This is a genomic window from Xanthobacter autotrophicus (assembly GCF_029991245.1).
Classification (GTDB): domain Bacteria; phylum Pseudomonadota; class Alphaproteobacteria; order Rhizobiales; family Xanthobacteraceae; genus Xanthobacter; species Xanthobacter autotrophicus_C.
The window spans coordinates 1-13,202 of sequence record NZ_JAIVFO010000130.1; the positions used below are offsets into that span (position 1 = coordinate 1).

Here is a 13,202-nt window from a genome sequence, read left to right on the forward strand (position 1 = left end):
GGGTCATGGGGTCCTCGCCCGGAAACGCCTTGGCCCGCATCAGGGTGCGGATGGGGCCGGGATTGAACAGGTTCACCTTGAGATTGCCGGAGACGCTTTCCGCCGCCCAGGTGCGGGCGAGCACTTCCAGCCCGGCCTTGGTGAGGGCGTAGGGCCCCCAATAGGCCCGCGCCTTGTGGGCGGCGCCGGAGGAGATCATCACCACGCGCCCGGCCGGCGACAGCTTCAAGAGCGGATCGAACGAGCGCACGCAGCGCCAGTTGGCGGTGAGGTTCACCGCGACGATGTCGTCCCAGTCCTTGGGATAGACATGGCCGAGCGGCGACAGCGGCCCGAGCACGCCGGCATTGGCCACGAACACATCGAGCCGCCCGTAGCGGTCGTAGAGCGCACCGCCGAGCCGGTCGATGGCCTCGGAATCCTTCAGGTCCAGGGGCACCAGGGTGGCGGTGCCGCCCACGGCGCGGATGTTGTCGTCGATGTCCTGAAGCCCGCCGTCGGAGCGGCCGACGCAGATCACATGGGCGCCGGCCCGGGCCAGCGCGATGGCGGTGGCCGCGCCAATGCCGCGGGTGGCGCCGGTGACGAGGGCGATCTTGTCGGCGAGGGGCCGGTCGGCGGTCATGCGGCTTCCGTGGACTGAAGGGAAAAACACCCTCCCCCGCAGATTGGGGGGAAGGTTTTTCAAGAGGCGCGGTTCAGCTCGCCTCGGCCAGAAGCGAGAGCTGCTGCTGGCCCACGGCACCCGCCCGGTCGGTGAGCGGGGTGGGATAGTCGCCGGTGAAGCAATGGTCGGTGAATTGCGGCTTCACCGGGTCGCGGCCCTCATGGCCCATGGCGCGGTAGACGCCATCCACCGAGAGGAAGGCCAGCGAATCCGCGCCGATATAGCGCCGCATGCCTTCCAGGTCGTGGGTGGCGGCCAGCAGCTTGTCGCGGTCCGGGGTGTCGATGCCGTAATAGTCGGGATGGGTGATGGGCGGGGAGGCGATGCGGAAATGCACCTCCCGGGCGCCGGCATCGCGCATCATCTGCACGATCTTCACCGAGGTGGTGCCGCGCACCAGGCTGTCGTCCACCAGCACGATGGAGCGGCCTTCCACCACCGAGCGGTTGGCCGAATGCTTCATGCGCACGCCCTGGTCGCGGATGGACTGGGTGGGCTGGATGAAGGTGCGCCCCACATAATGGTTGCGGATGATGCCCAGCTCGTAGGGGATGCCCGAGGCCTGCGAGAAGCCGATGGCCGCCGGCACGCCGGAATCCGGCACCGGCACGATGACGTCGGCATTGGCGGGGCTTTCCTCCGCCAGCACGCGGCCCATCTTCTTGCGCACCTGGTAGACCGACAGCCCGCCCACCACGGAATCGGGCCGGGCGAAATAGATGTATTCGAAGATGCAGGGCCGCGGCGCCATCTCCGGGAACGGCTTGAAGGACTGCAGGCCGTCCTCGTCGATCACGATGACCTCGCCGTTCTCCACGTCGCGCACATGGCGCGCGCCGATGATGTCGAGGGCGCAGGTCTCGGAGGCGAGGATGGGCGAGCCGTCCAGCATGCCCAGCACCAGCGGGCGGATGCCGAGGGGGTCGCGGGCGCCGATCAGCTTCTTGTTGGTGAGGGCCACCAGCGAATAGGCCCCCTCCAGCGCGCGCAGGGCGTCGGTGAAGCGGTCGATGAAGCGCGGCTTCTTGGAGCGCGCCACCAGGTGGAGGATGGCCTCGGTGTCGGTGGTGGACTGGGTGATGGCCCCGTCCCGCACCAATTGCTTGCGCAGGGTGAGGCCGTTGGTGAGGTTGCCGTTGTGCCCCACCGCGAAGCCGCCGGCATCGAGCTCGGCGAACAGGGGCTGCACGTTGCGCAGCAGGGTCTCGCCGGTGGTGGAATAGCGCACGTGGCCCACCGCCATGTCGCCGGGCAGGCGCTCGATGACGCTGGCGTCGGAGAAGGCGTCGCCCACGAGGCCGAGGCGCCGCTCCGAATGGAAGCGCTTGCCGTCATAGGAGACGATGCCGGCCGCCTCCTGCCCGCGATGCTGGAGCGCGTGCAGGCCGATGGCGGTGATGGCCGCCGCCTCCGGGTGATTGTAGATGCCGAAGACGCCGCATTCCTCGCGGAGGCGGTCGCCGTTCAGGTCGAGATCCGCCTGTTCGGCCCGCGCAAGCTCGGCCCGCTGGGGATGGTCGTCCTCGGAAAGGGGCCGCTCGCCCCGCCCCCCCGCGTTCATCGGGGCGTCACTGTCGCAATCCATCATGCACCTCCGCTCGGGCGGCTCACTGGCCGGCACCGCGCGTGCTGGCGACGAGCTGGTCGAGGCCCTGGCGATCCGTGGAGCGGAAGGGTTTAACCCCCGCCGCGGATGCGTCAGCCGACCCGGCTGGTCGTGTGGTGCCCCCCAAATCGGTACGCGGCCCCCCCGTCGGGGCGGCCGGGGCGGCGGGCGTGTCGCCCTCCTCTCCGGCGGGCGGCTTCTTCAACTTGTTCAAGATGGTGTTTTCAGGGTCATCCGGCAACTGCGCCTTAAGCCACTCCCCCGCGCTCTTGATGGCGGGGAGCGATTTTGCGTTGGCAACCCACGGCGGCAGCTTCTCCGGCGGCACCAGCCAGTTGAAGAACAGCATGGCGATCACCATGAGGAGCAGGCCGCGCGCCAGCCCGAACATGAAGCCCAGCGTGCGGTCCAGCGCGCCGATTCGGCTGTCGAGCACCACGTCGGAGATGCGCGCCGTGATGATCGTCGCAAGAAGAAGCGTGCCGAGGAACAGCACAGCCACGGTGACGGCAAGAGCCGCCGTATCCTGAGCGATGTATTGTTTTACGACCGGCAGCAGCTGCTTCTGGAAATACACGGTGACGCCGGCTGCAACCACCCATGAGAGGATGGAGAAGACCTCGCGCAGGAAGCCGCGGACCATGGCCAGCAGCCCCGAAATCAGCATGACCGTCAGAACGATGATGTCGAGCAAAGTCACAGGCATCGGCGCAGTGTTCCGTCATCCGCGCACCGCGACGCGCGCATGCGCGCGGCATGCCGTCCAGGTGTTGCCTGGTGGGAGCCCGCCGCGCGGCTGATATAGCTTGCGCGCCGGCCCGCGTCACCTTCCTGCGTCGTGGCTTGGGCGATCAGCTCTCATCCTCGGCCCATTCGGCGTGCTCCACGGCCCGGGGCCGTGCCTCCCGCGGCGCTGCGCCCTGCGAATCCCGCATAACAGGCCGGCGGGGGGCGCAGGCCGCGATGGCGGCCACCAGCTCCGCCAGCGAGCCGACCGGCTGCAACGCCACCTGCGCATCCACCCCGTCGAGGCCGCCGGAGGGCAGCACGGCGCGGCCGAAGCCGAGCTTCGCCGCTTCCTTCAGGCGAGCCGCCGCCTGCGCCACCTGCCGCACCGCGCCGGTGAGGCTCGCCTCGCCGAAATAGACCGCGTCCGCCGGCAAGGGCGCGCCGGTGAGGGAGGAGACGAGGGCTGCCGCAACGGCAAGGTCCGCCGCCGGCTCGCCGATCCTCAGGCCTCCGGCGACGTTCAGATAGACATCATGTCCGCCAAGCCGCACGCCGCAGCGCGCGTCCAGCACGGCCAGCACCATGGACAGGCGGTTGGGGTCCCAGCCCACCACGGCGCGGCGCGGGGTGCCGAGCGAGGAGGGCGCCACCAGCGCCTGGATCTCCACCAGCACGGGGCGGGTGCCCTCCATGCCGGCGAACACGGCGGTGCCCGGCGCGCCGGCGTCGCGGTTGGACAGGAACAGCTCGGAGGGGTTCGCCACCTCGGAGAGGCCACGCCCGGTCATCTCGAACACGCCGATCTCGTCGGTGGGGCCGAAGCGGTTCTTCTGGGCGCGCAGGATGCGGAACTGGTGCCCGCCGTCGCCCTCGAAGGAGAACACGGCATCCACCATGTGCTCCACCACCCGGGGGCCAGCGATCTGCCCGTCCTTGGTGACGTGGCCGACCAGGATCACGCAGGCCCCGGTCTGCTTGGCGTAGCGCACCAGCAACTGGGCCGAGGTGCGCACCTGCGTCACCGTGCCGGGGGCGCTCTCCACGCTGTCCGACCACATGGTCTGGATGGAATCGATCACGACCATGTGAACAGGCGGGCCGCCTGCGAGGGTGGCGATGATGTTCTCCGCATTGGTCTCGGCGGCGAGGCTCACCGGCGCCTGCTCCAGCCCGAGGCGCTGGGCGCGCATGCGCACCTGGTCCACCGCCTCCTCGCCGGAGACGTAGACCACGCGCTGCCCGCTCGCCGCCAGCGCCGCCGAGGCCTGCACCAGCAGGGTGGACTTGCCGATGCCCGGATCGCCGCCGATGAGCAGCACCGAGCCGGGCACGAAGCCGCCGCCGGCCACCCGGTCCAGCTCGCCGATGCCGCAGACCATGCGCGGGGCGGGCCTGGCGGTGCCCTGAAGGGTTTCCAGCACCACCGCGCGCCCCTTGCGGCCGGAGCGCTGGGCAGCGGGCACGCTGGCGACCACCGCCACTTCCTCGGCGAGGGTGTTCCAGGCGCCGCACGCCTCGCACTTGCCCTGCCAGCGGGTATAGGCCGCGCCGCAGGACTGGCAGATGAAGGACGTGTCGCGCTTTGCCATCATCCCGTTCCGCTGGAGCACGCACCGATCAGATTGCGGAGCGAATCTCCATGCGCTCATCCATTAGAGCACAAAATAGGAACATATGGTCCAGATGGCCCCTCACCCGCCCACGTAATGCCGGGCGTAGCGGGCGCCGAGCGAGGTGAGCACCTCGTAGCCGATGGTGCCGGAGCGGGTGGCAAGGTCGTCCACGCTGATGCCGTCGCCGAGGAAGATCGCGGTGTCGCCCCGCTGCACCACGCCTTCCGGCAGGTCGGTGATGTCGAGGGTGGCGAGGTCCATGGAGACGCGGCCCACAAGATGGCAGCGCTGGCCGTGGAGGATCGCCTCCACCCCCCTGGTGGCGTCGGTGGAGCCGCCGGCGCGGAACAGGCCGTCCGCGTAGCCGATGGAGACGGTGGCGAGCCGGCTCGGCCGCTTCAGGCGCTGGGCGGCGCCATAGCCCACCGTCTCGCCGGCCGGGGCGGAGGAGACCTGCACCACCTTCACCTCCAGCCGCACTACGGGCCGCAGGGGCGGAACCCCGGTGATGGCGACGCCGCCGTAGAGGAAGATGCCCGGCCGCACCAGCTCGAACCGGAAATCGCGGCCGAGCAGGGTGCCGGCCGAATTGGCCAGCGATCCCGGGATGCCGGGGAAGCGCCGCACCACGTCGGCGAACACCATGCGCTGGCGCGCGGTGAGCACGTGGCCCGGCGTGTCGGCGCAGGCGAGGTGGCTCATGATCAGGCTTGGGGTGAAGCCCAGCAGGCGGAAGGTGCCGGACAGCTGCACCGCCTCCTCCAGCGACAGGCCGAGCCGGTGCATGCCCGTATCCACATGGATGGCGGCGGGCAATTTGGCGCCGTTGTCGCGGCAATAGTCGCTCCAGTCGGAGATTTCCGGGGCCGATCCCAGCACGGGGCGCAGGTTGGCTGCGGCATAATCGCCGGCGCAGTCCGGCAAAAGGCCGTTCAGCACATAGATGATGGCCTCGGGCAGCAGGGCGCGCAGGGCGACCGCTTCCTTGAAATGGGCGACGAAGAAATTGCGTGCACCGGCCCGCCACAGGGCGGGGGCGACCCGATCGATGCCAAGGCCATAGGCGTTGGCCTTGACCACGGCGGCGCATTCGGCCGGGGCGGACAGCGCCGCCAGCGTGCGCCAGTTGTCGGCGATGGCGCCGAGATCCACGGTGAGGATGGCGCCGGCTTCCCGCGCCTCCCGCTCTGCGGTCTCATGCGCCGCGGCGCGGACCGCGGCCTGGGCGGCAGCCTCCTCGGGGGAGGGCGCGCTCAGTGGCGCTCCGGCAGGTGGTCCTCCCGCGCCAGGTTGGAGAAGCGGGTGAACTGGGGCTCGAAATGCACCTTCACCGTCCCCGTGGGGCCGTGGCGCTGCTTTCCGATGATGACCTCGGCCGTGTTCTCGGCCGCCTTCATCTCGATCTCCCACTTGAACCACTCCTCTGTGCCGGCCTTGGGCTCCTTGTTCTTAAGGTAATATTCCTCCCGGAACACGAACATGACCACGTCGGCGTCCTGCTCAATGGAGCCGGATTCGCGCAGGTCCGACAATTGCGGCCTCTTGTCGTCTCGCGATTCCACCTGACGGGACAGCTGCGACAGCGCCATGATGGGCACTTGCAGCTCTTTCGCCAAGGCCTTCAGTCCGGTGGTGATCTCCGTGACCTCCTGGACGCGGCCCTGGGATGCATTTTTGGAGGAGCCCGACAGCAGCTGGAGATAGTCCACCACCATGAAGTCGAGCCCGCGCTGGCGCTTCAGCCGCCGCGCCCGGGCCACCAGCTGGGCGATGGAGAGGCCGCCGGTGTCGTCGATATAGAGCGGGATGGTCTGCATGGTCTGGGCGGCAGCAGCGAGCTTGGAGAATTCGCTCTCCGAGATGTCGCCGCGGCGGATCTTGTAGGAGGCGATCTCGGCCTGCTCGGCGAGGATACGGGTGGCGAGCTGCTCGGCCGACATTTCCAGCGAGAAGAAGCCGACGATGCCCCCCGATACGGTCTCGATGGAGCCGTCGGGCCGCGTCTCGCCGCGATAGGCGGCGGCGATGTTGAAGGCGATGTTGGTGGCGAGCGCGGTCTTGCCCATGGCCGGGCGGCCGGCGAGGATGACAAGGTCGGACGGCTGCAGGCCGCCCATCTGGTGGTCGAGGTCGTCGAGCGCGGTGGCGATGCCGGAGAGGTGGCCGTCGCGCTGGAAGGCCTTGGAGGCCATGTCCACCGCCGCGCGCAGCGCCTCGCCGAAGCGCTGGAAGCCGCCGTCGTAGCGGCCGGTCTCGGCGATCTCGTAGAGCCGCTTTTCCGCCTGCTCGATCTGGTCCTGCGGGGTGGCGTCCACCGGGGCATCGAAGGCCTCGTTGACGATCTCCTCGCCGATGCGGATCAGGTCGCGGCGCACCGACAGGTCGTAGATGGTGCGCCCATAGTCCTCGGAATTGATGATGGTGGTCGCCTCCGCCGCGAGGCGGGCGAGATATTGCGGGCCGGTGAGGCCGGCCACATCGAGGTCCGAGGGCAGGAAGGTCTTCAGCGTGACCGGCGTGGCGAGCTTGCCGGCGCGCACGAGGGCGCTCGCCAGCTCGAACACGCGGGCGTGGATGGGCTCGTAGAAATGGCGCGGCTCAAGGAAGTCGGAGACCCGGTAGAACGCCTCGTTGTTGACGAGGATGGCGCCCAGCAGCGCCTGCTCCGCCTCCAGATTGTGCGGGGCCTGACGATAGGACGGTTCGAGATCGCCCGTGTTGGGGAGGTCGAGCATGGCGCCAAGGTTCCGCTGGATGGGTCACTTCCATACCAAGTCCGGGGTCCTGAGCACAGTAAGTTCTTTGTTTGTTCCGAAATCAACCCGCTCCCTTTTTCCACAGGGCGCTGGATCTGGGGATAGCGGGTACAAGCCGCGTCCGGTTCGGCGCGGGGGCGCTGCGCCGGCTTCCCTTCCGGTCCCGGTCCGTTCCGGCGACTTCTCGCTTTGCTCGCTCCCGCAAGGTGGGATAGAGCCGGTGCCAGCGGCACCAATGCGAAGGGAATCGTCATGGGCGGAAGTCTCGGCGGCGTGTTTGGCCGCGCCATGCTGGTGGTTGCGGTGGTCGGCCTGTCCTTTTCCGCCCTCGCCCAGAGCGGCAATCCCCTGGCGCCGCCGCCGGACCTTGGTGCGGCGGGCCTGCCGGTGCCGCTGGACGGCACCGCCATCTATGGCCAGAACACCCCGCCGCCCGAAGGCATGATGGCCATTCCCGTCCCGCCCTCCACCTGCGGCGGCATCGCCCAGGTGGTGCGCACGAAGGGCCTCATCCTGATTCCCACCGGCAACGGCAATGCCCAGCGCTATGTGCGGGACGAGCGCTTCTGCGCCGGGGACCAGGTCACCACGCCCGCGTGGATCGCCACGTCGGACAATCCGCGCTGCTTCGTCGGCTATACCTGCGGCGAGAGCAACGACGACGGCGCCAACTGAGCCGGCCACGGCCCGCAGCTCACGTCACCGCCTGGGCATCGTGCTCGCGCCATTGGATGGCGGCGGGCGGCACCAGCAGCTTCAGCGCGCCGGGGGCGATGGCATAGCGCAACGGCAGCGTTTCGCGCTCCACTTCCCCGTCCGTCGCCACCCAGGCGCGCTCGCGCCGCGCATGGATGGTGACCCGCCGGGCCTGGAAGGCATGGATGCCCGGCTTGTCGCGCCAGGCATTCACCAGCACCTCCGCGCCGGTCTTCAGCCGCGCCAGGGTGCCGCGATCCTCCGCCACCAGCACCTCCAGCAGCCCGCCGTCGAGCCGCGAGCGGTGCCAGCCGGGGGCGTCGAAGGCATTCACCGTCACCAGCGCCGCATAGGCCTCGATGGGCTCGCGCACGCCGGCCACCTCCACCTCGATGGACATGCGCCCGGATCGCACCAGCGCCTTTCCGAGGGCCATGAACCATCCCAGCACCCGGCCGCGATGGGCGCGCAGCTGTTCGCGGGCCAGCGCCATCTGGCTGAAGAAGCCCACCCCCGAGACCCCGTGGAAGGCCCGCCCGTTCAGCAGGCCCACGTCCACCCGCATGGGCCGCGCCGCCTGCAGGGCGTCGAGGGCGCTCGCCAGGTCGCGCGGCAGGCCGATGTCGTAGGCCAGCATGTTCATGGTGCCCAGCGGCAGAACGCCGAGGGTGACCTCGGTATTGGCGAATACCGATGCGGCATAGGAGACCGTGCCGTCGCCGGCGCCCACCACCACGGTGTCGTAGCCCTCGCGCTCGGCGGCGGCGATGGCGCGGGCGATGGCCTCGCCCTGGGCCACCACCACGTCCACATCCGTCCCCGGCCGCGTCAGGGCCTCGTCCACGATGGCGCGCACCCGCTCGGGGCCCATGTCGTGGACGGTCCCGGCTTTGGCATTGAGTACGACCCGCATCCGCCGCATCGTGGCATCCTCCAGACCGGCACAAGCGCCGGCGCGGCCTTAATGTTCCCGTTACGGGGCGCGCGGCCGGGCCGGGTTCATATCATCAAGGGTTTCCACCATGGCCAACGTGCCCCCGCCGTCCAGCGCCCCCTCGCCCGATCCGACACCGTCCAGAAGGGCGTCCTCCCCCTCCATCCTGCGCTTGCGGGCCGGGCTGCTGCTTCTGGTCGCCTCGGTGGTGCTGTGCGGCGCGGGCGGGCATTTCGTGGCGCGCCAGTTCGGCCTGGGGATCGGCTGGGCGATCCTGCTCGCCGTGGTGATCTGGGTCGGCGTCGGCATCCTGATTGCCCGGCTCGATACCCGGCTCTTTTTTGGTGCTGCGGCGCTGGTCACGGCGTTTGTCGCCTATTTCGTCTATGATTTTTCGGCGTCGGCGCTCGGCTGGTCCAGCGGTGTCTCATTGGTGCTCGCCCTGGTCGCCACGCTGTTCCTGACCTTCACCTTTTACGACTTCCGGCGTCTCAAGCACGAGCTGCGCCTGTGGGCCTACAAACGATAGGGCAGGATGCGCCTCGCGCCCGAAGCCGGACCGCGAAGCGCGCGAGAGATCTTTGAGACAAGAACGCGGTGTCCGGCCAGCTTGCGTCGCAGGCTGGCCGGTGCCTGCCCCGGGACTTGACTTTTGGCGTCCTGCCACATTCAAGTTGCGTTGTGGCGGGTTGCAATGTAGGGGCGTGCGACGCCGAGGCGGCGCGGCCGTCCAGACGCAAAGGGAGGCGTCCCGCGCGCGGGCGTCCAAAGGCAAACAATGTCCGAGGGACGCCTTTATCTCCTGGCCGGCCCGGCCATCTCGCTCATTGTCGCCTGCGTTTTTCTCCTGGTCTGGCTGCACCACCGCGAGCGGCGCCATGTCCTGCTCTTCGTGGTGGCCTTCTGCGCCTATTCCATCGCCGCGCTTTCCCAACTGCTCTGGATCCCGCCGGACGTCGGGCTCAACACCATGGTCTCGGGCCTGATCTACACGTTCAGCATCTTCTGCCTCGTGGAAGGGGTGATGGCGCGGTTCGGGAAGGCCCGCGCCGCCCCGGTCCTTGCCGCCGTGGCCGTGCTGATCCTCGGGCTGCTCTCTTACTTCATGTATGTGGACCGCAACCTCGTCGCCCGGATCTATGTGCAGAATTTCGGCTACGGCTTCATGTTCCTGTTCGCCGCGGTGCAGATCTTCAAGGTCAGCGGCCGGCGGATGGTGGACCGGATCCTGTTCTGGGTCGTCCTTGTGTTCGGTCTCCATTTTTTCGGACGCACCGTGCTGACCATGGCCCTCTCGCCCGAACTCTTCGCGCTGGACCGGATGCGTGCGGAGGGGGCCGACCGGAATGCCATGGTCCTGCTGTTTGCGCGCTCCGCGTTCTGGCAGGTGCTCAACTTCTCGTTGCTGGTCAGTGGCCTGCTGGTGGCGCTCGCGTTGCTGGGCGCGATCGCCGCCGATGCCATGGACGAACTGAAGCGGCAGGGCAGCATCGATCCCCTCACCGGGCTCGCCAACCGCCGCGGCTTCGACGAGCGCGCGCGGGAACTCATGGCCCGCAAGGAAAGTCATCCCCTGAGCCTGGTCTATTTCGACATCGACCGCTTCAAGGTCGTCAACGACAGTTTCGGCCATGCGACGGGCGACCTCGTGCTCGCCACCGTCGGCGGCCTCGTCGCCCGTGCCGTGACGCCGCGGGATGCGGCGGCCCGGCGCGGCGGGGAGGAATTCGTGGTGCTGCTGGCCCGCACCGGCGCCCGCAGCGCCTTCCGGTTCGCCGAGCGGGTGCGCGCCGAGCTGCGGCGTACCCCCTTCGCCATGCTGCCGCCCGGAGCCATCGTCACCGCCAGCTTCGGCATCGCCGAGCGCCGGCCGGGCGAGGACCTGGCCGACCTGCTCCACCGGGCCGACCAACTCGTCTATGCGGCCAAGCACGCCGGCCGCGACCGCATCCTCGCCGACGATGCCGCGCCGGTGGCGTCGTCCGTGGGACATGGCGCCGGTTGATCCAGATCAACGTCGCGCACGGGGCGGGTGCCTAGCCTTCCGAAAAACCATCGGGAGGTCCAAGACATGGCTGCGCAGACTGCTCTCGTCGTGACCGGTATCGTCGTCGCCTTCGTCGGTTTCGCCCTGGTCCTCGCCTTCGCGGATTATTATACCCACGCCGGCCGCAAGTCCTGACGCCGGAGTCCGGCAGTCCGGCCCGGTTTCCCTTCCGTTGGTTCGCGCTCTAAGCTAGGCGCGAGGGACGGAACGGGAGTGTCGGCCATGGGGTTTGCAGCCCGAACGCTCCGGGCGCGGAGGCGCTGCGGCGTGGTGCGGTTCATGCTGCCGCTCGCGCTTTCGGTTGCCGGTCTGTCTCCGGCCGGGGCGACCGGCAGCCTCAATTGCAGCATCGACGACAAGGCCATCGCCTTCGAGGCGCAGGCGGTGTTTTCCCACGGGCTCGCCTCCGACTTCAGCAATTTTCGCGCGGAGCTGAACGCCACGGCGAAGGATGCCCCGCCCGCCTTCGCCAAGGTGGAGATGGACGGAGCAGCCCTCGCCCATCACTGGTTCCACGGCAACGAGCTGAGGCTGCACCTCTATCAGGAGCGGACCGAGGCGCCGTTCGGATCGCTGGAACTGGTCCTGCGCACCCGCAGCCGGGACGCGGATGAAACCGCCTTCGCGGGGCGCTACGAACTGAGGCTCTTTGTTGCCGGCGTGGACGGCGGCAAGGATTTCGAGCGCACTTACAAGGGGCGGGCCACATGCTCCGCCGGATGAGCGCCGCGGGCGCGGGGTGCCTTCTCGCCCTCGCTGCGGGTGCGGCCATGGCCGCGCCGGCCGACAGCCCGGCCGCGGACGGCCTTCCCGCCTTCGACTGCGCCGGCCCCTTCGCCCGGGATGCCAGCGAAGCGTCGCTTGCCGCAAGGTTCGGCGCCCGCAACGTGGTCTTCCGCACCGTGCCGGGGGCCGAGGGCACCAGCTTCAAGGCCACCGTGCTGTTTCCCCGCGATCCGGCGCGGCGGGTGGAGATCGCCTGGAAGGACGAGAAGCGGCGCCGGCGACCGCAGCATGTCTCGGTGGCGGCTGCCTCCCGGTGGATGACGGCGGAGGGCCTTGGCGTGGGGTCGAGCCTTGCCGCGGTGGAGGCGGCGAACGGCAGGCCCTTCACTATGGCCGGCTTCGGCTGGGACTATGGCGGCACCGTCACCGACTGGAACGGCGGCCGGCTGGCGCGGCCCGGATGCCGGCTGCTGCTGCGGCTGGAGCCGACGCCGGGCGCCCCGGCGGACGACGTGGACGGCGACCGGGATTTCCGTTCCGACGCGCCGGCCATGCGCGCGGCCAAGCCCGTCATCTACGAGATGATGCTCGTGTTCGAGTGAGCGGACGTGGCGGGTGCGGTGTGCTAGAGGGGCGCCCATGAGCAGCCCCGAAGACACCCCCCGGGACGATACCCGCCGGGACGACATCGCCCCGGACGCCCCGGCGCCCGATGGGGCCAGCCTCCCGTTCTGGCGGGCGAAGCCCCTGGCGGCCATGAGCGCGACCGAGTGGGAGAGCCTGTGCGACGGCTGCGGCCGCTGCTGCCTCGTGAAGCTGGAGGACGAGGACACCGGCCGGGTGGCCTATACGGACGTGGCCTGCCGCCTGCTGGATGCCGCCACCTGCCGCTGTTCCGACTATGAGCGGCGTTCCGAGATCGTATCCGACTGCGTGCGCCTGACCCCTGAGAGCGTGGCGGAGCTGAACTGGCTGCCCCCCACCTGCGCCTACCGGCTGGTGGGCGAGGGCAAGGACCTGCCGTTCTGGCATCCGCTGGTATCGGGAGACGCGGGAAGCGTGGCGGCGGCGGGCATAACGGTTTCGGGCAAGGTGGCCGGCAGCGAAAACGAATTCGGCCTGTTCGAGCTGGTGGACCACATCGTCGCCTGGCCGGTGCGCTGGCCGCGCGGGGCGAAGGGCGGTGCCCAGACTGGCGTCAAGACTGGGGTCAAGACTGGGGCGAAGTCGCAGACCGGAGCGCGCGGCCGGCGTCCGAAGGCGGACGAACAGAAGGCCTGACACGATCGAGGTCCGGCGCGGTGCGCCTGAGGCCGAACTCACCCCACGCCGGGCCCTGTCTCCGTTTGAAAAGAACCGCCGGTAAACCCTTCTCTGCACCCCGCGCCGGCCAACTCCCTCTCCCGCGTGCGGGGGAGGGGTGGGGAG

The 13,202-nt window shown here is 69.4% G+C and carries 13 protein-coding genes; 6 read left to right on the forward strand and 7 right to left on the reverse strand.

Going from position 1 to position 13,202, the window contains the following annotated elements:
• The 6 genes from K9U41_RS18070 to K9U41_RS18095 all read right to left on the reverse strand — a co-directional run.
• Positions 1 to 625, reverse strand: a 625-nt coding sequence (locus K9U41_RS18070; RefSeq protein WP_282642266.1) for an SDR family NAD(P)-dependent oxidoreductase, incomplete at its 3' end; no start/stop codon positions are given.
• Positions 626 to 698: 73 nt separating this feature from the next.
• Positions 699 to 2,252 (reverse strand): amidophosphoribosyltransferase, encoded by a 1,554-nt coding sequence (gene purF / locus K9U41_RS18075; protein ID WP_282642267.1) that lies wholly within the window; start codon positions 2,250 to 2,252, stop codon positions 699 to 701.
• A gap of 22 nt (positions 2,253 to 2,274) precedes the next feature.
• A complete protein-coding gene (locus K9U41_RS18080; protein WP_282642268.1) occupies positions 2,275 to 2,979 on the reverse strand; it encodes a CvpA family protein in 705 nt (234 codons plus the stop codon).
• 145 nt (positions 2,980 to 3,124) lie between these two features.
• Positions 3,125 to 4,591 carry a DNA repair protein RadA gene (radA, locus tag K9U41_RS18085; protein WP_282642269.1) on the reverse strand — a complete coding sequence of 489 codons (1,467 nt, stop codon included), beginning with the start codon at positions 4,589 to 4,591 and terminating at the stop codon, positions 3,125 to 3,127.
• 102 nt (positions 4,592 to 4,693) lie between these two features.
• Positions 4,694 to 5,767, reverse strand: coding sequence for an alanine racemase (alr, locus tag K9U41_RS18090; protein ID WP_282642270.1), 1,074 nt, complete (start codon positions 5,765 to 5,767; stop codon positions 4,694 to 4,696).
• Between the two features lie 101 nt (positions 5,768 to 5,868).
• On the reverse strand, positions 5,869 to 7,350 hold the full coding sequence (locus tag K9U41_RS18095) for a replicative DNA helicase (protein WP_282642271.1): 1,482 nt from the start codon (positions 7,348 to 7,350) through the stop codon (positions 5,869 to 5,871).
• Positions 7,351 to 7,623: 273 nt separating this feature from the next.
• Between K9U41_RS18095 and K9U41_RS18100 the strand changes: the two genes are divergently transcribed.
• A complete protein-coding gene (locus K9U41_RS18100) occupies positions 7,624 to 8,046 on the forward strand; it encodes a hypothetical protein (RefSeq protein WP_282642272.1) in 423 nt (140 codons plus the stop codon).
• Positions 8,047 to 8,065: 19 nt separating this feature from the next.
• Here K9U41_RS18100 and K9U41_RS18105 read toward each other — a convergent pair whose 3' ends face one another.
• Complete coding sequence (locus tag K9U41_RS18105) at positions 8,066 to 8,980, reverse strand: diacylglycerol/lipid kinase family protein (protein ID WP_282642273.1); 915 nt, start codon at positions 8,978 to 8,980, stop codon at positions 8,066 to 8,068.
• A gap of 109 nt (positions 8,981 to 9,089) precedes the next feature.
• Between K9U41_RS18105 and K9U41_RS18110 the strand changes: the two genes are divergently transcribed.
• The 5 genes from K9U41_RS18110 to K9U41_RS18130 all read left to right on the forward strand — a co-directional run bounded on the left by K9U41_RS18110 (position 9,090) and on the right by K9U41_RS18130 (position 13,055).
• Positions 9,090 to 9,530, forward strand: a complete 441-nt coding sequence (locus tag K9U41_RS18110; protein ID WP_282642274.1) for a hypothetical protein — start codon at positions 9,090 to 9,092, stop codon at positions 9,528 to 9,530.
• 249 nt (positions 9,531 to 9,779) lie between these two features.
• Positions 9,780 to 11,006, forward strand: a complete 1,227-nt coding sequence (locus K9U41_RS18115; protein WP_282642275.1) for a GGDEF domain-containing protein — start codon at positions 9,780 to 9,782, stop codon at positions 11,004 to 11,006.
• A 264-nt stretch (positions 11,007 to 11,270) separates the two neighbouring features.
• Positions 11,271 to 11,771 (forward strand): hypothetical protein, encoded by a 501-nt coding sequence (locus K9U41_RS18120; protein WP_282642276.1) that lies wholly within the window; start codon positions 11,271 to 11,273, stop codon positions 11,769 to 11,771.
• Positions 11,756 to 12,376: a hypothetical protein gene (locus tag K9U41_RS18125; RefSeq protein ID WP_282642277.1), complete on the forward strand. Its 621-nt coding sequence runs from the start codon at positions 11,756 to 11,758 to the stop codon at positions 12,374 to 12,376. Before K9U41_RS18120 ends, K9U41_RS18125 begins: the two co-directional genes overlap by 16 nt.
• A 37-nt stretch (positions 12,377 to 12,413) precedes the next feature.
• Positions 12,414 to 13,055, forward strand: a complete 642-nt coding sequence (locus K9U41_RS18130; RefSeq protein WP_282642278.1) for a YcgN family cysteine cluster protein — start codon at positions 12,414 to 12,416, stop codon at positions 13,053 to 13,055.
• Positions 13,056 to 13,202: the final 147 nt, after the last annotated feature.

What these genes read in the sequence shown, in the direction of transcription:
- purF (WP_282642267.1), bottom strand. Translation starts at nt 2,252, where the DNA reads ATGGATTGCGACAGTGACGCCCCGATGAACGCGGGGGGGCGGGGCGAG.
- K9U41_RS18080 (WP_282642268.1), bottom strand. Translation starts at nt 2,979, where the DNA reads ATGCCTGTGACTTTGCTCGACATCATCGTTCTGACGGTCATGCTGATT.
- radA (WP_282642269.1), bottom strand. Translation starts at nt 4,591, where the DNA reads ATGGCAAAGCGCGACACGTCCTTCATCTGCCAGTCCTGCGGCGCGGCC.
- K9U41_RS18095 (WP_282642271.1), bottom strand. Translation starts at nt 7,350, where the DNA reads ATGCTCGACCTCCCCAACACGGGCGATCTCGAACCGTCCTATCGTCAG.
- K9U41_RS18100 (WP_282642272.1), top strand. Translation starts at nt 7,624, where the DNA reads ATGGGCGGAAGTCTCGGCGGCGTGTTTGGCCGCGCCATGCTGGTGGTT.
- K9U41_RS18105 (WP_282642273.1), bottom strand. Translation starts at nt 8,980, where the DNA reads ATGCGGGTCGTACTCAATGCCAAAGCCGGGACCGTCCACGACATGGGC.
- K9U41_RS18110 (WP_282642274.1), top strand. Translation starts at nt 9,090, where the DNA reads ATGGCCAACGTGCCCCCGCCGTCCAGCGCCCCCTCGCCCGATCCGACA.
- K9U41_RS18115 (WP_282642275.1), top strand. Translation starts at nt 9,780, where the DNA reads ATGTCCGAGGGACGCCTTTATCTCCTGGCCGGCCCGGCCATCTCGCTC.
- K9U41_RS18120 (WP_282642276.1), top strand. Translation starts at nt 11,271, where the DNA reads ATGGGGTTTGCAGCCCGAACGCTCCGGGCGCGGAGGCGCTGCGGCGTG.
- K9U41_RS18125 (WP_282642277.1), top strand. Translation starts at nt 11,756, where the DNA reads ATGCTCCGCCGGATGAGCGCCGCGGGCGCGGGGTGCCTTCTCGCCCTC.
- K9U41_RS18130 (WP_282642278.1), top strand. Translation starts at nt 12,414, where the DNA reads ATGAGCAGCCCCGAAGACACCCCCCGGGACGATACCCGCCGGGACGAC.